Raw genomic sequence first — 21,778 nt, forward strand, 5'->3', positions numbered from 1 at the left:
CGCCCGGACGGTGCGCCGGAGCCGCGCGTCAGTCGGCGAGCTGCTCGGTGACGATCCCGGCGGCGGTGCGCACGGTGCGCAGCGCCGTCACGGCCTCGCCGACGGTGGCCCCGGCCAGTCCGCAGGCCGGCGTCAGCACCAGCCGCGAGGTCAGCAGTCCGGGGTCGAGGCCCAGGGCACGGAGGGGGGCCAGCGCCCGGCGGGCCACCTCGTCGGCACCCGGTGCGCGGTCGGTGGGCAGCGCCCCGAGCCAGAGGTCGAGGCCCAGCTCCATCCCCGTGCCCAGGGCGTCCCAGTCGGCGCGGACCAGCTGGTCGAGGTCGAGGGACACGCCGGCCACCCCGGCCCCGCGCAGCAGGTCGACGGGCAGCCCGGCGGCGCAGCAGTGCACGACGACCGGGGTGCCGGCCAGCCGCTCCACGACGTGCTCGACGGCTCCGCTGAGCTCGGGCAGGTCGACGACGCGGTGCCGGGAGAACCCGCTGGCCGTGGGGACGCCGCCGGTCATCACGGCGGGCAGCATCGGCTCGTCGAGCTGCACCCGGAGCTCCAGCGCGGGCAGCCGGCGGGCGAGCTCGGCGACCAGGTCGGCCAGCCCCTCGGCGAGGGACTGAGCGAGGTCGCGCCGGGCACCGGAGTCGGCGAGCACGCGGTCGCCGCGCGGCCGCTCCATCATCGCGGCCAGCGTCCAGGGCCCGGCGACGGAGAGCTTGTAGGGGCCGGCGTAGTCCTGGGCCTGCTCCTCGAGCACGTCGAGGTCGGACCGCAGCGCCGACCGGGCGGCGCGGTGGTCGCGCCCCGAGGCGTCGGTCAGCCGCCAGCCGGCGGGCTGCAGGTCGACGGCCAGCCCGGAGAGCAGGGCGGTGCTGCGACCCACCAGCTGGGCGTGGGCGCCGCGGCCCGGCAGCTCGGGCAGGTAGGGCAGGTCGGGGCACTCGGCGAACGCGATCTTCACCGCGTCGGCGACGTCGGTCCCGGGCCACGAGCCGATGCCCGTGCTCGGGACGGGGGTGACCTCGTCCGCCGGGCTGCTCACGCCGCGGTACCGGCGATGGTGGCGCCGCCGACGACGCGGGTGCCCTCGTAGAGGACGACGGCCTGGCCCGGCGCGACCCCGGGGGCCGGCTGGTCGAGGGTGACCTCGACGCGGTCGGCCTGCAGCAGTGCGGAGGCGGGCAGCGCCGCACCGTGCGCCCGGACCTGCACGTGCCCCCGCCACGGACCCAGCGGGGCCGGACCCGCCCAGCTGGGCCGCCGGGCGTCGAGGCGGCGGACGCCCAGCGACTCCTGCGACCCGACGGTGACCGTGCCGGTGACCGGGGAGAGGTCGAGGACGTAGCGCGGCTTGCCGTCGGCCGCGGGCACGCCCAGCCTGAGGCCGCGACGCTGGCCGATGGTGAAGTGGTGGGTGCCGTCGTGGTCCCCGACCGGCGTGCCGTCCTCGTCCACCACGGCGCCCGGGCGGCGGCCCAGCCGGGCGTCGAGGAAGCCCGCGGTGTCGCCGTCGGGGATGAAGCAGATGTCGTGGCTGTCGGGCTTGGCCGCGACGGACAGCCCGCGGCGCTCGGCCTCCCGGCGCACCTCGGGCTTGGGGGTGTCGCCGAGCGGGAAGACCGACCGCGCGATCTGCTCGGCGCTGAGCACCCCGAGGACGTAGGACTGGTCCTTCGCCGCGTCGACCGCGCGGTGCAGCTCGGGCCCGTCGGGGCCGGCCGCCAGCCGGGCGTAGTGGCCGGTGCAGACCGCGTCGAAGCCGAGGGCGAGGCCGCGGTCCAGGACGGCGGCGAACTTGATCTTCTCGTTGCAGCGCAGGCAGGGGTTCGGCGTCCGGCCCGCGGCGTACTCGGCGACGAAGTCGTCGACGACGTCCGCGGCGAAGCGGTCGGAGAGGTCCCAGACGTAGAAGGGGATGCCGAGCCGGTCGGCGGCCCGTCGGGCGTCGTGGGCGTCCTCGCGGGAGCAGCAGCCGCGGGCGCCGGAGCGGAACGACTGCGGGTTCTTGGACAGCGCCAGGTGCACCCCGGTGACGTCGTGGCCGGCGTCGACGGCGCGCGCGGCGGCGACGGCGGAGTCGACCCCGCCGGACATGGCCGCCAGCACCTTCATGCCGCCCCCTCCCCCGCCCGGTACGGCCCGGGCGGCGTCCAGTCTGCCAGGTCCGCCGACCCGTGCTGCACCGCGCGTGCGTGACCTCGCGAGGTGCACTCGCCAGGCGAAGTCCCCACGCTGTGCGGGTCTCAGGCGAACGCGGCCGCGGCGCGGGCCCGGTCGACGGCCTCGGGCAGCACCCTGAGCACGGCGGTGACGTCGGCCCGCGTGCTGCCGCGGCCGAGGGAGAAGCGGACCGAGGAGCGGGCGGCGTCGTCGTCGAGGCCCATCGCGGTGAGGACGTGGCTGGGTCGGGTGACCCCGGCGGAGCAGGCCGAACCCGCCGAGCAGTCGAACCCGGCGGCGTCCAGCACCATGAGGACGGCGTCGGCCGCCGAGCCGGGGAAGGCGAGGTTGGTCACCCCGGGCAGCGACCGCTCCGGGTCGAGGGTGCCGCGCAGCACCGCGCCCGGGACGGCGGCCAGCACGCCCGCGACGAGCTCGGCCCGCAGCGCCCGCAGCCGGGCCTCCTCGGCCGCGAGGTCGGCGACGGCGACGTCGACCGCGGCGGCGAACGCGGCCACGGCGGCGACGTCGAACGTCCCGGAGCGGACGTCGCGCTCCTGGCCGCCGCCGTGCTGGACGGCCGCCAGCGGCGCACCCCGCCGCGCCAGCAGGGCGCCGACGCCGACGGGTCCGCCCAGCTTGTGCGCCGTGAACGTCATCAGGTCCAGCCCGCTGGCGGCGAAGTCGACCGCGACGTGCCCCACGGCCTGCACGGCGTCGCTGTGCGAGACCGCACCGACCTCGGCGGCCCGCCGGGCGACCGCGGCCAGGGGCTGGCGGGTGCCGACCTCGTTGTTGGCCGCCATCACCGACACGACGGCGGTGCGCTCGTCGACGCCGGCGGCCACCGCGTCCTCGCTCACCCGGCCCGTCGCGTCGACCGGCAGCAGCACCGCCGTGGCGCCCTCGGCCGCGGCCAGCCAGGCGGCGGAGTCCAGCACGGCGTGGTGCTCGACGGCGGAGGTGACCACCCGGTCCCGGCCCCGGTCGCGGCGGGCGAACCAGGCGCCCTTGACGGCCAGGTTGTCGCTCTCGGTGCCACCGGAGGTGAAGATGACCTCGACCGGGTCGGCCCCGACCCGGGCGGCCAGCAGCTCGCGGGCGTCCTCGACGACGCGTCGGGCGGCCCGACCGGAGCCGTGCGCCGCGGAGGCGTTGCCCACCCGCGTCAGCTCGGCGGTCAGCGCGGCCACGGCCTCCGGCACCATCGGCGTCGTGGCCGCGTGGTCCAGGTAGATCCGGCTCATGCTGTCCTCCCGCTCGGTCCCGGGCAGCGTAGTCCCGGGGCCCGCTCAGCCCTTCCGGGCGGCCACCGCGGCGGCGACGGCGGGCAGCACCTGGTGCAGGTCGCCCACCACCCCCAGGTCCGCGAGGGCGAAGATCGGCGCCTCGGCGTCCTTGTTCACCGCGACGACGGCCTTCGAGGTCTGCATGCCGGCCCGGTGCTGGATGGCCCCGGAGATGCCCGCCGCGATGTAGAGCTGCGGCGAGACGGTCTTGCCCGTCTGACCCACCTGGTAGGCGTGCGGGTACCAGCCGGAGTCGACGGCGGCCCGGGAGGCGCCGACCGCCGCACCCAGGCTGTCGGCGAGCTGCTCGACGGGGGCGAAGTTCCCGCCGGTCCCCCGGCCGCCGGAGACGACGACGGCCGCCTCGGTCAGGCCCGGGCGCCCGCTGGCGGCCCGCGGCTCGACGCTGACGATCCGCGCACCCTTGGCCGCGTCGGAGATGGTCACGGTGACCGGCTCCACGACGGGCGCGACGGGGGCCGGCTCGGGCGCGACGGCGTTGGGCTTCACGGTGATCACCGGGACGCCCCGGGTGACGGCGGCGTGCACGGTGTAGGCGCCCGCGAAGACGGCCTGGGTGGTGGAGGCGTCGGCCGCCACGTCGACGGCGTCGGTGATCAGCCCGGAGCCCAGCTTGACCGCGAGCCGCGCCGCCACCTCCTTGCCCTCGGCCCCGGAACCGACCAGCACCGCGACGGGGCTCTCGGCGGCCACCAGCTGCGCCAGCGCCTCCGCCTTGGGGGCGACGAGGTAGGCGGTGAGGGCCGGGTCGGTCACCGACAGCACCCGGGCGGCGCCGTACTCGCCGAGCCGCGCCGCCGCGGCCTCGGCCCCCTCGCCCAGCACCACGGCGACCGGCTCGCCGATCCGCCGGGCGAGGGTGAGCAGCTCCAGCGTGGGCTTGGCGACGGCTCCGTCGGTGACGTCGGCGACGACAAGGACCTGGGACATCGGGGTTCCTCTCGGGTGCTGCGGTGCGGGACGGGGAGCGGGCGGGGAGGGTGGTGCCGGGCCTCAGACGAACTTGCCGGCGGCCAGGAACTCGACCAGCGCGGCCGCCCCGGCGCCGTCCTCGTCGGGGACGACGCGACCGGCCTGCCGGGGCGGCCGGGGCGTCGTGTCGAGGACCTTCGTCCAGGCGGCCGCCAGCCCGACGCCGGCCGGGTCGACGCCCAGGTCGGCCAGCGACCAGGTGTCGACGGGCTTCTTCTTCGCGGCGAGGATGCCCTTCATCGACGGGTAGCGGGCCTCGCCGGCCTGGTCGGTGACGCTGACGACGGCGGGCAGGGTGGCCTCGACCGTCAGGCTCGCCGTGTCGTCGTCGCGGCGGATCCGGACGGTGCCGTCGGTGACCTCGAGGGTCGCGCCGAAGGTGACGGCCGGCCAGCCGAGCCGCTCGGCGACCATGGCCGGGACCACGCCGCCGCTGCCGTCGGTCGAGGCCATCCCGCACAGCACGAGGTCCGGCGCGGCCCTGCGGACCGCCGCGGCCAGGATGGTGCTGGTGCCGAGGTAGTCCGTGCCGTGCACCGCGTCGTCGGTGACGTGGATGCCGGCCGAGGCGCCCATCTGCAGCGCCCGCTTGATCGCGGCGGCGGCGTCGTCGGGGCCGAGGGTCAGCGCGACAACCTCGACGTCCTCGGCCTCGTCGGCGATCCGGAGCGCCTGCTCCAGGGCGTACTCGTCCAGCTCGGACAGCAGGCCGTCCGCAGCCTCGCGGTCGATGGTCCCGTCGCCGGCGAAGGTCCGCTCCCCGGTCGCGTCGGGCACGTGCTTGACCAGGACGACGATCTTCATCTGCTGCTCCGCTTCGAGACGGGCGCAGGAACCCTGCGCCGGGGCCGGACGCCCCCACATTACTCACCGGTAACCGGGACCGGGCCCGCACGCGCCGCCCGTCCTGCCCGTAACGGCGACGCAACCCGGCCCGGGTTGACTGGGTCCGTGAGCCAGCCGATCACCGTCGCCATCGAACGCCACGTCGACCCGTCCCGGATCACGGAGGCGACGATCTGGACCCAGGCCGGCACCGACCTCGCCGCCCGCCGGCCGGGCTACCTCGGCTCCGGCTTCGTCCGCGCCGGGGCGGGCTCCGACATCTGGTACATGCTCTACCGCTTCGCCGACGACGCGTCGCTGCGGGCGTGGGAGACCTCGGCCGAGCGCCGCTGGTGGCTGGAGAGCGGCCGGGGCTTCGCCAGCGAGGCGCGGGTCGAGCGGCGCACCGGCATCGAGGGCTGGTTCGACGCACCGGCCGCGACGGTGCTGGCCGACGGCGGTGAGGGGCCCGCGCGGCCGCCCCGCTGGAAGCAGGCGGTGAGCATCTGGCTGGGCTTCTACCCCACCAACCTGGTGATGACGGCCCTGATCACCCTGCTGGTGCCGGGCGTGCTGAGCCTGTGGCTGCCGCTCCGGCTCCTGGTCACCACCCTGCTCATCACCCCGGTGATGACCTACCTCGTGCTGCCCCTGGTCACCCGGTGGCTGCAGCCCTGGCTGCTCGGCACCCGGCGACGCTGACCGGCGACCCTCAGCGGCCGGAGAAGCGGGCCTGGCCCGGACCCTGCTCGACGAAGGAGCGCATCCCGGTCGCCCGGTCCTCGGTGGCGAAGAGCGCCGCGAACTGCACCCGCTCGATCTCCAGGCCGGTGTCGAGGTCCACCTCGCCGCCCCGGTCGACGCACTCCTTGGCTGCCCGCAGGGCCAGCGCGGGCCCGCCGACGAACTGCCGCGCCCAGGCCAGCGCCGTCGCCAGCACGTCGGCCGCCGGCACCACCTGGTCCACGAGGCCCATCGCGAGCGCCTCGGCGGCGCCGACGAAGCGGCCGGTGAAAACCAGCTCCTTGGCCCGGCTGGGCCCGACCAGCCGCGCCAGCCGCTGCGTGCCGCCCGCGCCGGGGATGACGCCCAGCTTGATCTCCGGCTGGCCGAAGGTGGCGTCGTCGGCCGCGATCCGCAGGTCGGCGCACAGCGCGAGCTCGCAGCCACCACCGAGGGCGTAGCCGTTGACCGCCGCGACCACCGGCTTCGGGATCCGCGCGACCGCGGTGAACGCGCCCTGCAGGACGCCGGAGTGGGCGACCATGGCGGCGTGGGTGAGCCCGGCCATCTCCTTGATGTCAGCGCCCGCGGCGAAGACCCGGTCACCCCCCGTGATCACGACCGCGGCCACGTCGTCGCGGCGGCCGCACTCCTGCGCGAGCTCACCGATCCGTCGCTGCATGGCGGCGTCCAGGGCGTTCAGCTTGCCCCTCGTCAGCCGGAGCACGGCCACGCCGCCCTCGACCTCGAGGCGGACGTGCTCGGCGGCAGGTGTGACGTCGCTCATGCCGCGACCCTAACGCCGTGGTCCGATCGCCTGCCGCGGCGGCGGTCGCGTGGTTCCATGGACGCGGATTAGGTCGCCCGCTACTCTTCTCGCACGCCGACAACGGTGTCAGGAGCCGGTCACCGTTCCCCAGGACCACCGCACCCACTGTCGTTCCCAGCCGAGAGCCCGCCATGACCACCACCACCACCGCCGCGCTGCCGGTCCCCGCCGACACCTCCCTGCTCGGCGCCCACGTGCGCGACGGCGGCACCACCTTCGGCCTCTGGGCGCCGCGGGCCACCCGCGTCGAGCTGGCCCTGGTCGGCGACGACCGCCGGCAGACCAACGTCGACCTGCAGCTGGGCGCCGACGGGGTCTGGAGCGCCCACGTGCCCGGCGTCGGCGCTGAGCAGCGGTACGGCTACCGGGTGCACGGCCCCTGGGACCCCGCGTCGGGCGCCCGCTTCAACCCCGCCAAGCTCCTGCTCGACCCCTACGCCCGGGCGGTCACCGGCGGCGTCGACTACTCCGGACCGATCCTGGACCACCTGCCGGGCTCGAACTTCGTCCCCGACACCACCGACTCGTTCGCCTCGGTGCCGCTGAGCGTCGTGGTGGCCGACACCCCGCCGCCGACCCCGGTCGCGGAGCCGGTGCCGCTGGAGCGCTCGGTCATCTACGAGCTGCACGTCAAGGGCTTCACCCAGCTGCACCCGGCCGTGCCGGAGCACCTGCGGGGCAGCTACGCCGGCCTGGCCTACCCCGCCGTCGTGCAGCACCTCGTCGACCTCGGCGTGACCGCCGTCGAGCTGCTGCCGGTCCACCAGTTCGTGTCCGAGCCGTTCCTGATCAGCCGCGGGCTCGCCAACTACTGGGGCTACAACACCCTCGGCTACTTCGCCCCGCACGCGGCGTTCGGCTCGGTGGGCACCCTCGGTCAGCAGGTGCGCGAGTTCAAGGAGATGGTGTCCGCGCTGCACGAGGCGGGCATCGAGGTGATCCTCGACGTGGTCTACAACCACACCGGGGAAGGCGGCCACGAGGGCCCGACGCTGGCCTTCCGCGGCCTCGACCACCTCGGCTACTACCGGCTGACCGACGACCAGCGCAACGACTTCGACGTCACCGGCTGCGGCAACTCCGTCGACACCTCCGAGCCGGGCGTGCTGCGGCTGGTGCTGGACTCGCTGCGGTACTGGGTGACCGAGATGGGCGTCGACGGCTTCCGCTTCGACCTGGTCACCACCCTGGTGCGGGACGAGCAGCACCACGTCGACCAGCAGCACCCGTTCAAGCAGGCACTCCGCGACGACCCGGTGCTGAGCCGCGTCAAGCTGATCGCCGAGCCCTGGGACATGGGCCCCTACGGCTACCAGGTCGGCGGGTTCGGCGAGGGCTGGAGCGAGTGGAACGACCGCTTCCGCAACTACGTCCGCGACTTCTGGCGGGGCAACACCCACGGCGTCGCCGAGCTGGCGCAGCGGCTGGTGGGCTCGCCCGACATCTTCGCCGACCGCGCCCCCGAGGCGAGCATCAACTTCGTCACCGCCCACGACGGCTTCACCCTGCGCGACCTCGTCACCTACGACGTCAAGCACAACGGCGCGAACGGCGAGTCCAACCGCGACGGCACCGACGACAACCGCTCGTGGAACTGCGGCGTCGAGGGTGAGACCGACAGCGAGCACGTCAACGCCCTGCGGCACCGGCAGGCGCAGAACCTGATGGCCACCCTGCTGCTCTCCAACGGGGTGCCGATGATCACCGCCGGCGACGAGCTGGGCCGGACCCAGCAGGGCAACAACAACGCCTACTGCCAGGACTCCCCCATCTCCTGGCTGCACTGGGACACCGCCCAGGACTGGGGCGACCTCACCGACCTCACCCGGCAGCTGCTGCAGCTGCGCGCCGAGCACCCCGTGTTCCGCCGCACCGCCTACCGGCACGGCGAGCCGCTGCTCGACCCCACCGGGGCGCCGACGGGCCGCAAGAACCTGGCCTGGTTCGGCGGGGCCCCGCACGAGATGACGGCCGACGACTGGCACGACGGCACCCGCCGCACCCTGGGCATCTACCTGGCCGAGGACGCCCCGGACCGCGAGCAGGACGCCGCCTTCCTGGTCTGGCTGCACGCCGGCGCGGACCCCGTCCGGGTAGCCCTGCCCGAGGGGCCGTGGGCGCACACCTACACCGTCGTCGCCACCTCGGCCGCCGAGCACGAGCTGCCGGGCGACAAGCTGCCCGCCGGGTCGCACCTGGACCTGCCGGGCCGCACCGTGGTCGTGCTGCAGGTCGACTGAGCCCGGACCGGTGAACCTGCGCACCCGGGTGCTGGTCGGCGCGCTGCGCCGGCTGCCCAAGCCCGACCCGCCGACGGCGGCCTACCTCAGCGGCGTGCGGCGGGAGCTGCCCCGGCCCCTGGCCCGGGTGGTGCTGGGACCGGTCGGCCGCGACGTCGCGATCGACGACCTGTCGGTCCCCGTCGAGGGCGCGCGGCTCCGGGTGCGGCTGTACCGGCGGCACGGCGTCGAGGGGCCGACGCCGCTGGTCGTCAACTTCCACGGCGGCGGCTTCGTCTACGGCAACCTGACGGCGAGCGACTGGCTGTGCGGCAACCTGGCCGGCCGGCTGCCCGTGACGGTCGCCTCGGTCGACTACCGGCTGGCGCCCGAGCACCCCGCGCCCGGGCCGTTCAGCGACTGCTGGCTGACCACCCGCTGGCTGGTCGAGCACGCGGACCGGCTGGGCTGCGATCCCCTGCGGGTCGCGGTGATGGGCGAGAGCGCCGGCGGCAACCTGGCCGCGCTGGTGGCCCTCGCGGCGCGCGACCGGCACCGGCAGGACGCGTCCTGGCCCGCCCTGGTCGCCCAGCTGCTGCTCTACCCGATCACGGACCTGACGCTGGCGTCGCCCTCGATCGAGGAGCTGCCGGACGCCCCGATGCTGCAGCGCCGCTCCCTGGACTGGTTCGGCGCCCGCTACGTGCCGCAGGGCCGCCCGGACAGCCTCGACCCGGCCGACCCGTGGGTCAGCCCGCTGCACGCGCCCGACAAGTCCGACCTGCCCCGCACGCTGGTGGTGGCCGCCGGCCAGGACCCGCTGCGCGACGACGCGCTGCGCTACGCCGACGCCCTGGAGGCGGACGGCGTCGAGGTCCGGCGGGTGCTCTACCCGGAGGCGATCCACGGCTTCGCCTCCATCCCGCTGTTCGAGCCGGCCGCCCGCGGCGCCCTCGACGAGGTCGTCGCCGAGCTGTCCCGCTGACCCTCCGCCGCGCTGTCGGTGCCACGGGTTAGCGTGTGGCCCGCGGCACCCGGACGGGTTCGTCCAGCCCCCGACGGGGCCGGCCCGGGCCGACCCTGGGGGCCGCAGGACCGCACCGTGCAGGACCGACAAGGAAGTCGCCATGACCGTTCAGGACCAGCAGGTCCCCGCCCGTCCCGCCCCGACCCGCGCCCCCGACGCGCTCCGCCGCCGCCGGCGTCGCCTCCGCGGGGTCGCCCTGCTCGCGTCCGCGCTGACCGGGTTGGGCCTGGTCGCCGCTCCCGGCGCCGCCGCCGGGCCGTCGACGGCCACCTACCAGAACCCGGTGAGCCGCTCCTTCGCGGACACCTTCGCCGACCCCTCGATCATCGAGGCCAAGGACGGCTGGTGGTACGCCTACTCGACCGCCGACCCGCTGCGCGCGGGCGACGAGCCGGGCATCATGCACATCGCCCGGACCCGGGACTTCGTGAGCTGGCAGTACCAGGGAACGGTCTTCGACGAGACCAACCGGCCGAGCTGGGCCACCGAGACGTCCGGGCTCTGGGCTCCCGACATCCGCTACGTCGACGGCCGCTACGTCCTGTACTACACCGTCACCGACACCACCCTGAACCCCGGCGACGACTCCGCGATCGGCGTCGCCACCTCGCCGTCGCCGACCGGTCCCTGGACGCCGGGCGCCGCCCCGGTGGTCGCCCCGCGGGCCGCGCCCGGCGGCGGCTTCTTCTGGACCTTCGACCCCAGCGGCTTCACCGACGTCGACGGCCAGCGCTACCTCTACTACGGCAGCTACTTCGGCGGCGTGTGGGCCAGCCGCGTGAGCGAGGACGGCCTGACCGCCGTCGGGGAACCGGAGCTGGTCGCCATCGACAACAAGTTCGAGGGCAGCTACGTCGTCCGGCACGGCGGCTGGTACTACCTGATGGCCTCCTCGGCCAACTGCTGCGCCGGGCCGACCACGGGCTACTCGGTCTTCTCCGGCCGCTCCCGCTCGCCGATGGGCCCGTTCGTCGACGCCGACGGGATCGGCCTCACCGCCTCCCGGGCCGGCGGCACCATCCTGGTGACGCAGAACGGCAACCGCTGGATCGGGGCCGGCCACCACGCCATCGCGACCGACCACGCCGGACGCGACTTCGTCGTCTACCACGCGCTCGACCGGGACAAGCCGTGGCTGACCGAGCCCTTCGGCATCAACCGCCGGCCCATGCTCATGGACCGGATCGACTGGGTCGACGGCTGGCCGCGGACGCGCGCCGGCGCCGGGCCCAGCGACAGCCCGCAGCCCGCCCCCGTCACCGGGAGCGACCTCGGCCTGCGGCCCGCCGACCCCGCGGCGACCGGCTTCCGGGGCCTGCGCCCGGGTCCGCGCGACCCCCAGGCCGGCGCCACCGCCCTGGTCCGCGGCACCGCCCGCACCACCCGGGACGTGGCGGGGACGTCGATCCGGCTCCGGCTCGACGTGCTGGGCGACGAGCCGCTGCAGGTCCAGCTGGGCCGCGGCCAGGACCAGGTCCGCGTCCGGGTCGACCCGGAGGGTGGGCGGCTGACCGTCCGCTCCGGCGCCGGTCGCTCCGTCATCACGCGCACCGACGCCGTCGCGCTCGACGGGGGGCGCTGGCACACCCTGGTGGTCGAGGTGGACCGCGGCCGGGTGCTGGCGCAGCTCAGCGAGGACGACCTGGGCGACCCGTTCGCCGAGGTGCGGCTCACCGACGCGGACCTGCGGCTCCGCGCCGCGCCGCTGCGGCTGACCAGCGCCGAGGCCGCGGTCGACAACGTGTCCCTCCGCCGGCTCGCCGTCGAGAAGGACCGCCTGGTCGCGGTGCCCCGGCCCGGGGCGCTGATCCACGCCGAGCCCTTCGACCGTCCGCTCGACGCGGACGACTGGACCTGGGTCCGTCGTGACCCGGACGCCACCGTCACGGGCGGGCAGCTCCGCTGGCCGCTGCAGACCGCCGACCTCACCGGACCCGGCGGGACCGCGGGCGTGCTGCTCAGCGAGCGCACCCCCGAGGGCTCCTGGATCGCGGAGACCAAGCTCGCCCTCGACCTCGGGGAGGAGACGGTCCGCAACTTCCAGCAGGCGGGCCTGGTCGCGTACCGCGGTGACGACGACTTCGCCCGGCTCACCTCGGTCGCGATCTGGAACACCCGGCAGGTCGAGTTCGGCCGCGAGCTGGTGGCCACCTCGAAGGGCGACACCAGCTACGGCGGGGCGATCATCGGCACCCCTGACGCCGAGATGTGGCTGCGGCTGGCCCACACCCGCAACGCCGCCGGGGAGCACCTGTACCGGGCGGCGACCAGCCGGGACGGCACGAGCTGGACCTGGGGCGCGGTCTGGACCTTCCCCGCGGGCACCAGCCCGAAGATCGGCCTCGTCGCCCACGGCGGCGACACGCCGGCGGTGACGGCAGCCTTCAGCTACCTGCGCTTCTACCGGCTGCGCTGAGCCGGGCGGCCCGCCCTCGCTCCGCTCGGACGCGGACCGCGCTCGGCCCTCCGGCGACCTCGTCGCCGCAGGAGCGCGGTCCGTGGGCCGGGCCGGCGCGGTGCGTGCGTCACCACGATCCGTGGGCCGGCCCGGCGCGAACGGATCGTGCCGACGTCGGCCGTGGGCCGGCGGTCGCCGTGGGCACCCTGCCGCACCCGTCCGTCCCCCACTTCACACCCCTGCGGTCGACTTCACACCCCGTGCACGGGGTGTGAAGTGTGCCGGCGGGGTGTGAAGTGGGGGACCAGGGAGGGCCCGGGGGCGCGGGGGGCGCGGCTCCCGCGCCAGCGCCAGCGCCCGCCGTCCGGTCGCGCCCGCGGTCCGGTCGCGCCCGCGGTCGGCTTGCGCCCACGGTCGCTCGCGCCCGCGGTCCGTCTCGCCCCCCCGCCTCCGCGTCCGCAGGGGGCCGACGGGCAGCTACGCCGAGATCGCCGAGGGCGGCGTCGGCGAGTCGGCCGGGAGGGTCGCCAGGCCCATCTCGGCCTGGTTGGCCAGCTGCGGGTGGTGCGGCACGACCCGGACGGTGTAGCCGATGGCCCCCGAGCGCTTGGCCTCGACCCAGCCCTCGTAGCGGCGCAGGCCGTCACCCATGTCGGTGCCGGTCGGGAACGGGTTGACGCGCGGCTCGCGCAGCTGGTCGTCGGTGTCCAGCCGGCCGGTGACCAGCTGCACCTCGATGTCGTTCGGGCTCAGCTCGCCCAGCCGGACCAGGGCGCTGACGTGCAGCTTGGCGCCCACCTCGAGCTGGTCGCCGTCGAGGCTCTCGACGTGGTCGACCTTGACGCCCTCCCAGGCACCGCGGACCCGGCGCTTCCACTGCGCCAGGGCCTCGGCCCCGCCGTCGGAGGACTCGACCGCGTGCGTGGACGCCGCCGCGGGGCCGTACAGCTGGGTGACGTAGTCGCGCACCATCCGCGAGGCGAGCACCTTCGGGCCCAGCCCGGCGACCGTGTCGCGGATCATCTGGACCCACCGCTCGGGGATGCCGTCGCCGTCCACGTCGTAGAAGCGCGGGACGATCTCGTTCTCGATGATGTCGTAGAGGGCGCGGGCCTCCAGGTCGTCGCGCTGGTCGGGGTCGTCGACGCCCTCCGCCGAGGGGATCTCCCAGCCGAAGGCCGGGTCGTACCACTCGTCCCACCAGCCGTCGCGGATGGAGAGGTTGGCCGCGCCGTTCAGCGCGGCCTTCATGCCGGAGGTGCCGCACGCCTCGTACGGGCGCAGCGGGTTGTTCATCCAGACGTCGCAGCCGGGGTAGAGCGGCTTGGCCATCGAGATGTCGTAGTCCGGCAGGAAGACGATCCGGTGGCGGACCGCCGGGTCGTCGGCGAACTGCACCATCTGCTGGATCAGCGCCTTGCCGCCCTCGTCGGCGGGGTGGGACTTGCCGGCGATGACGATCTGGATCGGCCGGTCCGGGTCGGTGAGCAGCGCCTTGAGCCGCTCCGGCTCGCGGAGCATCAGGGTCAGCCGCTTGTAGGAGGGGACGCGGCGGGCGAAGCCGAAGGTGACGACGTCGGGGTCGAGCACCTCGTCGACCCACTCGGCGCCGAGGCCGCGGCCCAGGCTGCTCTCGGTCAGCCGGGTGCGGGTCATCGCCACCAGCTCCTCGCGCATGGTCCGCTTGAGCGACCAGATGGTCCGGCTGGGCACCGCGGCGAGCCGGTTCCAGTCGTAGCCGTCGACGACGCTGGGTGACGTGCTGCCCGACGGCGCCTCGAGCAGCTCGAGCAGCCGCGGGTGCACCCACGAGTAGTGGTGCACGCCGTTGGTGATGGAGCCGATCGGCACCTCGGTGGTGTCGAACGCGCTCCACAACCCCTGGAACATGCCGCGCGACACCTCGCCGTGCAGCACCGAGACGCCGTTGGCGCGCTGCCCCAGCCGGAAGCCCATCACCGCCATGTTGAACATGCCCGGGTCACCGCCCTCGTAGTCCTCGCTGCCGAGGGCGAGCACCCGGTCCAGCGGGACGGCGTCGAAGCTGGCGAACTGGTCGACGACCAGCGCGTGCGGGAAGCGGTCGATGCCGGCGGGGACGGGGGTGTGGGTGGTGAACACCGTGCCGGCGCGGCAGCGCTCCAGCGCGGTGTCGAAGTCGAGCCCGTCGTTCATGTACTCCCGGATGCGCTCCACGCCGAGGAAGCCGGCGTGGCCCTCGTTGGTGTGGAACACCTCGGGCGCGGGCGCCCCGGTGACCCGGCAGTAGGCGCGGATGGCGCGGACGCCGCCGATCCCCAGCAGCACCTCCTGCGCCAGCCGGTGGTCGGTCCCGCCGCCGTAGAGCCGGTCGGTCGTCTCGCGCTCGGGGCCGGCGTTGGCCTCGACGTCGGAGTCCAGCAGCAGCAGCGGCACCCGGCCCACCTGGGCCAGCCAGACCTGCGCGTGCAGGGTGCGGCCGCCCAGCGGGACCTCGATCCGGACGGGCCCGTCGGCGTCGTGCAGCAGGGTCACCGGCAGCGCGTTGGGGTCGAGCAGCGGGTAGCGCTCCTGCTGCCAGCCGGCCGCGTTGAGCGACTGGCGGAAGTAGCCCTGCCGGTAGAGCAGCCCGACGCCGATGATCGGCACGCCGAGGTCGGACGCGGTCTTGAGGTGGTCGCCGGCGAGGATCCCGAGGCCTCCGGAGTACTGCGGGAGCACCTCGGTGATGCCGAACTCCGGGGAGAAGTAGCCGATGCCGCGCGGCGCCGCCGGGTGCTCGGCGGCCCAGCCCTGGTACCAGAGGTCGCCGCTCAGGTAGTCCGCCAGGTCGGCCTGGACGCCCCGGAGGTTCTTGAGGAACTTCTTGTCGCCCGAGAGGGTCTGCAGCCGCTCCGCGGGCACGTCGGCGAGCAGCCGGATCGGGTCGCCCCCGCTCGAGGCCCACAGCTCGGGGTCGACCGAGCGGAAGAGGTCCTCGGTGTCCGCGTGCCAGGACCAGCGCAGGTTGCGGGCCAGGTCGCCCAGGGGCTTCAGGACCTCGGGCAGGACGGGACGGACGGTGAATCGACGGATGGCGCGCACGCAGGCACCCTAGCGGCGCCGACGCCTCCGTGGGGACGACCCGCGCGGCGGCTCAGCCGGGCCCCCGCGCGCCCGACCGACGACGTCGGGCCGCGTGCGGTCGACGTGCGGCGCCGTCGCCGGCCCCACCGACGACGGCCGGGTCGGGCACGGGCTCCGCGACCATCCGCGGCCCGGAGCGGGCCCCCCGGCGCCCGTCCGCACCAGATCAGCCGGGGAGGACCGGTACCGATAGGTTGGCCCCGTGACCGCAGCCAGCCCTGGATCCAGCGTCCCGTCCGCCGCCGACCGCCAGCCGCCCGCCGTCGTCGTCACCCCGCCCGAGCGCGGCACCGCCTTCGGCCGCATCCCGGTGACCAAGGTGTCCCCGGTGATCGAGGGCGGCGCCTACCCCGCCAAGGCGAGCGTCGGCGAGGCCTTCGCGATTCGTGCGACCGTCTTCCGCGAGGGCCACGACGCCGTCGGCGCCTCGGTCGTGCTCACCGACCCCGAGGGCCACGTGTCCGTCGTCCCCATGCACCCGAGCACGCCGGCCGGCTTCGACTGGTGGGCCGCCGAGGTGGTCCTGGAGACCGAGGGCGCGTGGACCTTCCGCGTCGAGGGCTGGGACGACCCGTGGGAGACCTGGGTGCACACCGCCGAGATCAAGATCCCTGCCGGCATCGACGTGGCCCTGGTCTGCACCGAGGGCAAGGCCCTGTTCGCCGCCGCCGCCGAGCGCGCGGAGGCCTCCGGTGACGCTGCGGCCGCCACCCTGCTCCGCGACGCGGGCACCGCGCTCGACTCCGAGCAGCAGGTGGAGGACCGGCTCGAGGACGTGCTGGCCGACGACGTCCGCGCCGCCATGGCCGCGCACGGACCCCGCGAGCTGGTCTCCCCCAGCCCCGACTACCCCGTCTTCGTCGACCGCCGGGCCGCGCTCTACGCCTCCTGGTACGAGTTCTTCCCCCGCTCCCAGGGCGCCCGCCTCGACCCCGAGACCGGCCGCTGGGTCTCGGGCACGTTCGACAGCTCCCACGAGCGCCTCGAGGCCGCCGCGGCGATGGGCTTCGACGTCGTCTACCTGCCGCCGGTCCACCCGATCGGCACCAGCTTCCGCAAGGGCCCGAACAACACCCTGACCCCGGGGCCGGCCGACCCCGGCTCACCGTGGGCGATCGGGAACGTCGAGGGCGGCCACGACGCGATCCACCCCGACCTCGGCGACTTCGACGCCTTCGACCGCTTCGTCGCCAAGGCGAAGTCGCTGGGGCTGGAGATCGCGATGGACTTCGCGCTGCAGGCCTCGCCCGACCACCCGTGGGTGACCGACCACCCGGAGTGGTTCTCGCAGCGGGCGGACGGGTCGATCGCCTACGCCGAGAACCCGCCGAAGAAGTACCAGGACATCTACCCGATCAACTTCGACCGGGACCGGGACGGCATCTACCTGGAGAGCCTGCGCATCCTCAAGCTCTGGATGAGCCACGGCGTCCGGATCTTCCGCGTCGACAACCCGCACACCAAGCCCGTCGACTTCTGGGCCTGGCTGACGGCGGAGATCCGCCGGACCGACCCCGACGTGCTCTTCCTGGCCGAGGCCTTCACCAAGCCGGCGATGATGCACGCCCTCGGCAAGGCCGGCTTCCACCAGGGCTACACCTACTTCACCTGGCGCAACGAGAAGTGGGAGCTGGAGGAGTACCTCAGCGAGCTGACCACCGAGTCCGACAGCTTCTTCCGGCCCAACTTCTTCGTCAACACCCCCGACATCCTGCCCACGTTCCTGCAGTGGGGCGGCAGGACGGCGTTCACCATCCGCGCCGTGCTGGCCGCGACGACCTCACCCACGTGGGGCGTCTACTCGGGCTTCGAGCTGTTCGAGAACGCCGTGCTGGCCCCGGGCCGCGAGGAGTACCTCGACTCGGAGAAGTTCCAGTACCGGCCCCGCGACTGGCAGGCGGCCGAGGAGAGCGGGGAGAACCTCAACCTGCTGCTCGGCACGCTGAACGCCATCCGCCGCGAGCACCCGTCGCTGCAGCAGCTGCGCAACCTGCACTTCCACCACGCGCCGCACGACAGCGTCATCGTCTACTCCAAGCGGTCCGGGGACGACGTGGTGCTGACGGTGGTGAACCTCGACCCGCTCAACACGGTGGAGTCGGAGGTGTACCTCGACATGGAGGCGCTGGGGCTCGACCCGGCCGACGTCTTCCTGGTCCACGAGGAGCTGACCGGGCAGACCTGGCGCTGGGGGCAGCGCGCCTACGTCCGGCTGACCGTCGACGACCCGGCCCACGTGCTGAGCATCGTCCAGCCCGGGCGCCGCCAGCTGGCGACGCCGGTCACCGAGGCCGCCGAGGTGGGCCCGGACCCCGAGCCGAGCGCCGACGGCCCGGCCCCCGCCGCCACCACCACGGGCCGGTGAGCGCCACCCTGACCCCCGACGTCGCCGAGCAGCTCCTGCGGCACGTCAGCGGGGCCCGCTGGTTCGGCGGCAAGGGCCGTCGCGCCGCCGTCGTGTCGCTCACACCACTGCCGTGGCTCACCGACCTGCCCGCCTTCTTCGACGGCGGCGGCCCGGCCGTCCGGCAGGAGGTGGTCGAGGTCGCCTACCTCGACGCCCCCGCCGACGACGCGGCCGCGCCCGACGCCGGTCCCGCCGACGACGGCACGCCGGAGGTCACCACCCCCGACGGGCCGCTCGAGGGAGGCCCGCGGGAGCTCTACCAGCTGGCGGTCGCCTACCGGCCGGCGCCGCACGGCGAGCTGCAGGCCGCGGAGATCGGCCGCTGGACCGACGCCGACCTCGGCCCGGTCGTCGCCTACGACGCCACCCAGGACCCGACGGCGGCCGCCGTCCTGCTCCGCGCCCTGCTCGCCGAGCGCCGGGTGGGCGGCGACGACGCCGAGGTCGCCTTCCACCTCAGCGCCGCCGAGGGCCTCAGCCCCGACCTGGAGCCGTCGGTCTTCCGGGGCCAGCAGAGCAACACCTCGGTGATGTTCGGCGACGTCGCCATGCTCAAGCTGTTCCGCCGGCTGGAGCTGGGCCGCAACCTCGACATCGAGGTGCACGACGCGCTGTCGCGGACCGCGATGAGCGACGTCGCCCGGCTCTTCGGCTGGGCCGAGGCCACCTGGACGACGACCGACCCGGCCGGCGCGTCGACCACGGTCAGCGCCGACCTCGCCATGGTCGTCGAGAAGCTGGCCGACGCCACGGACGGCTGGGACCTCGCCCTGCACGCGCTGCAGGCGGGCTCCGACTTCACCGGGGAGTCCCGCGCGCTGGGCCGGGCGCTGGCCGAGACGCACGCGGCGCTGCGGCAGGCCTTCCCCACCGACCGCCGGCCGGGGGCCGAGGTCGCGGCGGTGATGGCCGGTCGGCTGGCGGCGGCCCGGGCCGTCGCCCCCGCGCTGGACGAGCACCGCGCCGGCCTGGCGGCCGTCTTCGACGCCCTCGCGGAGCGGGACCTCGACGTGCAGCGGGTGCACGGGGACTTCCACCTCGGGCAGACCCTGCACACCCCCGGCGGCTGGAAGATCATCGACTTCGAGGGCGAGCCGGTGAAGACCCTCGCCGAGCGGGCCGCCCCCGACAGCGTCTGGCGCGACATCGCCGGCATGCTGCGCTCGTTCGGCTACGCCGAGGCCAGCGTCCCCGGCCCGGGCAGCCGCGCGTGGGCGACGGCGTGCCGCGAGGCGTTCCTCGACGGCTACGCGGGCGGACCGCTCGACCCGGCCGACGCCGGCACCCTCCGTGCCTACGAGGCGGACAAGGCCGTCTACGAGGTGGTCTACGAGGTCCGCAACCGACCCGAGTGGGTGGCGATCCCGCTCGGCGCCCTGGCCGCCCTGACCGGCGCGGTCCCCCACGACCCCACCCCCCAGCACCGGGCGGCCACCGCCGCCCCGACGGACCAGGGCGCGCAGCGCCCGGCCGACACGAAGGAGTAGCACCTGATGGCGTTCGATCTCAGCGCAGGACTGACCGGGGAGCTCCTCAGCGGCTTCCACGGCGGTCACGACACGGAGTGCTGGCGGCGGCTCGGTGCGGTCGAGGCCTCGGTGCAGGACTCCGAGCGGGGCGAGCTCCGCGGCACCCGCTTCTCCGTCTGGGCACCCAACGCCCAGACCGTGCGGCTGGTCGGGGACTTCAACGGCTGGAACGGCGATTCCGGCCAGATGCACCTCGTCCCGGGTTCCGGGGTGTGGGCGCTGTTCGTCGAGGGCGTCGGGACGGGCGCGCTCTACAAGTTCGAGGTGCTCGGCAGCGACGGCGTGTGGCGGCTGAAGGCCGACCCGATGGCCCGGTTCTGCGAGGCCGCCCCGCACACCGCGTCCATCGTCTACGAGAGCCAGTACCAGTGGGGCGACGACGACTGGCTCTGGTACCGCGGGCAGAAGACCCAGCACACCGAGCCGATCAGCATCTACGAGGTGCACCTCGGCTCGTGGCGGCGCGGCCTGACCTACGTCGAGCTCGCCGAGCAGCTGGTCGAGTACGTGACCTGGCAGGGCTACACCCACGTGGAGCTGATGCCGGTCGCCGAGCACCCCTACGAGGGCTCCTGGGGCTACCACGTCACCGGCTACTTCGCGCCGGTCTCCCGCTTCGGCTCCCCCGACGAGTTCCGCTTCCTCGTCGACAGCCTGCACCGCGCCGGCGTCGGCGTCATCGTCGACTGGGTGCCCGGCCACTTCGCCACCGACCCGTGGGCCCTGCAGCGCTTCGACGGCACGGCGCTCTACGAGCACGAGGACCCCAAGCTCGGCTGGCACCCGGACTGGGGCTCCTACATCTTCAACTTCGGCCGCAACGAGGTGCAGAGCTTCCTCATCTCCAACGCCTACTACTGGCTGGAGGAGTTCCACATCGACGGCCTGCGGATCGACGCCGTCGCCTCGATGCTCTACCTCGACTACTCCCGCGACGAGGGGCAGTGGATCCCCAACAAGTTCGGCGGCAACGAGAACCTCGAGGCCGTCGCGCTGCTGCAGCGGGTGAACCAGCACAACTACGCCCGCAAGCCCGGGATCATGATGATCGCCGAGGAGTCCACGTCGTGGCCGGGTGTCACGCGGGCCGTCGACGCCGGCGGGCTCGGCTTCGGCTTCAAGTGGAACATGGGCTGGATGAACGACTCCCTGCGCTACCTCGGCCGGGAGCCGGTCTACCGGCAGTACCACCACCACGAGATGACGTTCGCCATGGCCTACGCCTACTCGGAGAACTACATCCTGCCGATCAGCCACGACGAGGTCGTGCACGGCAAGGGCTCGATGTTCGAGCGCGCGCCCGAGGACGAGTGGCGCAAGTTCGGCACCCTGCGGGCCTTCTACTCCTTCATGTGGTCCCACCCGGGCAAGCAGCTGCTCTTCATGGGCACCGAGTTCGGCCAGCGGCGCGAGTTCTCCGAGCAGCGCAGCCTCGACTGGGAGCAGAGCGCCGCCTCCGGCCACCGCGGGGTGCAGCGGCTGATCAAGGACATGAACGCGATCCAGCGGACCCACCCGGCCCTGCACGCGCTGGACACCGACCCGGCGGGGTTCTCCTGGATCAGCGCGGACGACCGGGGCGGCAACGTCTTCTCGTTCCTCCGCTACGACGGCGAGGGCCAGATGGTGGCCTGCCTGTCCAACTTCGCCGCCGAACCGCGGACCGACTACCGGATCGGGCTCCCGGTGGAGGGCGTCTGGGAGGAGATCCTCAACACCGACGCGGAGGTCTACGACGGCACGGGCGAGTTCGGCAACCTGGGCCGCGTCGTCGCCGGGCCGGTGCCCTCGCACGGCTACCCGGCGTCGGCCACGGTGACCATCCCGCCGCTCGGCTCCGTCTGGTTCCGCCTGCTCCCGGTCACCGACGACGAGACCGCCGGCGACGCCGCGGAGCTCTCGGCGGGCGTCCGCGCGGCGGCCAAGCAGGCCTCGCCCCGTCGGGAGGTGCGCAGCGCCGCACCGCCGGCGGCCCCCGAGGTCGACGACGCCTCCGCTGCGCCGGACCGCGCGCGGCCGGCCGGGACGGACAGCAGGCCAGCACAGCCGACGGCCACCGCCGGGACCGCGTCGGCGGCCCGCCCGGACGCCAAGAACAAGGCTGCCGTCCCCCCGCCCAGCTCGGCGGCCGAGACCCCGGCCGAAGCGGCCCCGGCCCGGCGGACCCCCTGGCGTCGCGGCGGCCGTCGACCGTCCTGACCGGTGAGTGCTGAGGAACCACAGCTCGGGGCCCTCCGAGCTGCCGGTTCCTCAGCACCCACGACCGGGCGGCCCCGCCCA

General features: G+C 74.6%; 14 protein-coding genes. 7 read left to right on the plus strand and 7 right to left on the minus strand.

What is annotated here, in order from left to right; genetic code table 11:
• Positions 1-28: 28 nt before the first annotated feature.
• From BLT72_RS11685 to BLT72_RS11705, 5 genes are all read right to left on the minus strand, one after another.
• Positions 29-1,036, minus strand: coding sequence for a uroporphyrinogen decarboxylase/cobalamine-independent methonine synthase family protein (locus BLT72_RS11685; protein WP_091413054.1), 1,008 nt, complete (start codon positions 1,034-1,036; stop codon positions 29-31).
• Positions 1,033-2,106 carry a tRNA 2-thiouridine(34) synthase MnmA gene (mnmA, locus tag BLT72_RS11690; RefSeq protein ID WP_172826061.1) on the minus strand — a complete coding sequence of 358 codons (1,074 nt, stop codon included), beginning with the start codon at positions 2,104-2,106 and terminating at the stop codon, positions 1,033-1,035. The genes BLT72_RS11685 and mnmA overlap by 4 nt, the downstream gene beginning before the upstream one ends.
• Positions 2,107-2,237: 131 nt before the next feature.
• Positions 2,238-3,401, minus strand: coding sequence for a cysteine desulfurase family protein (locus BLT72_RS11695; protein WP_091413055.1), 1,164 nt, complete (start codon positions 3,399-3,401; stop codon positions 2,238-2,240).
• A 45-nt stretch (positions 3,402-3,446) separates the two neighbouring features.
• Entirely contained in the window at positions 3,447-4,394 is a 948-nt protein-coding gene (locus BLT72_RS11700; protein ID WP_091413056.1) for an electron transfer flavoprotein subunit alpha/FixB family protein, read from the minus strand.
• A 63-nt stretch (positions 4,395-4,457) separates the two neighbouring features.
• Entirely contained in the window at positions 4,458-5,240 is a 783-nt protein-coding gene (locus BLT72_RS11705) for an electron transfer flavoprotein subunit beta/FixA family protein (protein ID WP_091413057.1), read from the minus strand.
• A gap of 147 nt (positions 5,241-5,387) precedes the next feature.
• Between BLT72_RS11705 and BLT72_RS11710 the strand changes: the two genes are divergently transcribed.
• Positions 5,388-5,963: a putative antibiotic biosynthesis monooxygenase gene (locus BLT72_RS11710; protein WP_091413058.1), complete on the plus strand. Its 576-nt coding sequence runs from the start codon at positions 5,388-5,390 to the stop codon at positions 5,961-5,963.
• A 10-nt stretch (positions 5,964-5,973) separates the two neighbouring features.
• Here BLT72_RS11710 and BLT72_RS11715 read toward each other — a convergent pair whose 3' ends face one another.
• Positions 5,974-6,771: an enoyl-CoA hydratase/isomerase family protein gene (locus BLT72_RS11715; protein ID WP_091413059.1), complete on the minus strand. Its 798-nt coding sequence runs from the start codon at positions 6,769-6,771 to the stop codon at positions 5,974-5,976.
• Positions 6,772-6,944: 173 nt separating this feature from the next.
• Here BLT72_RS11715 and glgX point away from each other — a divergent pair, with 173 nt between their 5' ends.
• The 3 genes from glgX (at position 6,945) to BLT72_RS11730 (ending at position 12,475) form a co-directional block, all read left to right on the plus strand.
• Complete coding sequence (gene glgX / locus BLT72_RS11720) at positions 6,945-9,053, plus strand: glycogen debranching protein GlgX (RefSeq protein ID WP_091413060.1); 2,109 nt, start codon at positions 6,945-6,947, stop codon at positions 9,051-9,053.
• 10 nt (positions 9,054-9,063) lie between these two features.
• Positions 9,064-10,017: an alpha/beta hydrolase gene (locus tag BLT72_RS11725; protein WP_091413061.1), complete on the plus strand. Its 954-nt coding sequence runs from the start codon at positions 9,064-9,066 to the stop codon at positions 10,015-10,017.
• A 142-nt stretch (positions 10,018-10,159) separates the two neighbouring features.
• Entirely contained in the window at positions 10,160-12,475 is a 2,316-nt protein-coding gene (locus BLT72_RS11730; protein WP_091413062.1) for a glycoside hydrolase family 43 protein, read from the plus strand.
• 459 nt (positions 12,476-12,934) lie between these two features.
• Here the strand turns inward: BLT72_RS11730 and glgP are convergent, their stop codons facing one another.
• The gene (glgP, locus tag BLT72_RS11735) at positions 12,935-15,520 is read right to left on the minus strand and encodes an alpha-glucan family phosphorylase (protein WP_091413063.1); all 2,586 of its coding nucleotides are present in this window, start codon (positions 15,518-15,520) and stop codon (positions 12,935-12,937) included.
• A gap of 244 nt (positions 15,521-15,764) precedes the next feature.
• On the opposite strand from glgP, the gene BLT72_RS11740 reads away from it, so the two are divergent.
• Genes BLT72_RS11740 through glgB form a run of 3 tightly spaced genes read left to right on the plus strand, consistent with a single transcriptional unit; the run spans position 15,765 to position 21,697 of the window.
• Positions 15,765-17,927 (plus strand): alpha-1,4-glucan--maltose-1-phosphate maltosyltransferase, encoded by a 2,163-nt coding sequence (locus tag BLT72_RS11740; RefSeq protein WP_091413064.1) that lies wholly within the window; start codon positions 15,765-15,767, stop codon positions 17,925-17,927.
• A complete protein-coding gene (locus tag BLT72_RS11745) occupies positions 17,924-19,456 on the plus strand; it encodes a phosphotransferase (RefSeq protein WP_091413065.1) in 1,533 nt (510 codons plus the stop codon). The genes BLT72_RS11740 and BLT72_RS11745 overlap by 4 nt, the downstream gene beginning before the upstream one ends.
• Before the next feature lie 6 nt (positions 19,457-19,462).
• On the plus strand, positions 19,463-21,697 hold the full coding sequence (gene glgB / locus BLT72_RS11750; protein ID WP_231929997.1) for a 1,4-alpha-glucan branching protein GlgB: 2,235 nt from the start codon (positions 19,463-19,465) through the stop codon (positions 21,695-21,697).
• Positions 21,698-21,778 lie beyond the last annotated feature (81 nt).

It is taken from the genome of Friedmanniella luteola (genome assembly GCF_900105065.1).
Classification (GTDB): Bacteria; Actinomycetota; Actinomycetes; order Propionibacteriales; family Propionibacteriaceae; genus Microlunatus; species Microlunatus luteolus.

Excerpts from the sequence above, each read along its gene's own strand:
- glgB (WP_231929997.1), top strand. The coding sequence starts at position 19,463 with ATGGCGTTCGATCTCAGCGCAGGACTGACCGGGGAGCTCCTCAGCGGC.
- BLT72_RS11705 (WP_091413057.1), bottom strand. The coding sequence starts at position 5,240 with ATGAAGATCGTCGTCCTGGTCAAGCACGTGCCCGACGCGACCGGGGAG.
- BLT72_RS11715 (WP_091413059.1), bottom strand. The coding sequence starts at position 6,771 with ATGAGCGACGTCACACCTGCCGCCGAGCACGTCCGCCTCGAGGTCGAG.
- glgX (WP_091413060.1), top strand. The coding sequence starts at position 6,945 with ATGACCACCACCACCACCGCCGCGCTGCCGGTCCCCGCCGACACCTCC.
- BLT72_RS11700 (WP_091413056.1), bottom strand. The coding sequence starts at position 4,394 with ATGTCCCAGGTCCTTGTCGTCGCCGACGTCACCGACGGAGCCGTCGCC.
- mnmA (WP_172826061.1), bottom strand. The coding sequence starts at position 2,106 with ATGAAGGTGCTGGCGGCCATGTCCGGCGGGGTCGACTCCGCCGTCGCC.
- BLT72_RS11730 (WP_091413062.1), top strand. The coding sequence starts at position 10,160 with ATGACCGTTCAGGACCAGCAGGTCCCCGCCCGTCCCGCCCCGACCCGC.
- BLT72_RS11695 (WP_091413055.1), bottom strand. The coding sequence starts at position 3,401 with ATGAGCCGGATCTACCTGGACCACGCGGCCACGACGCCGATGGTGCCG.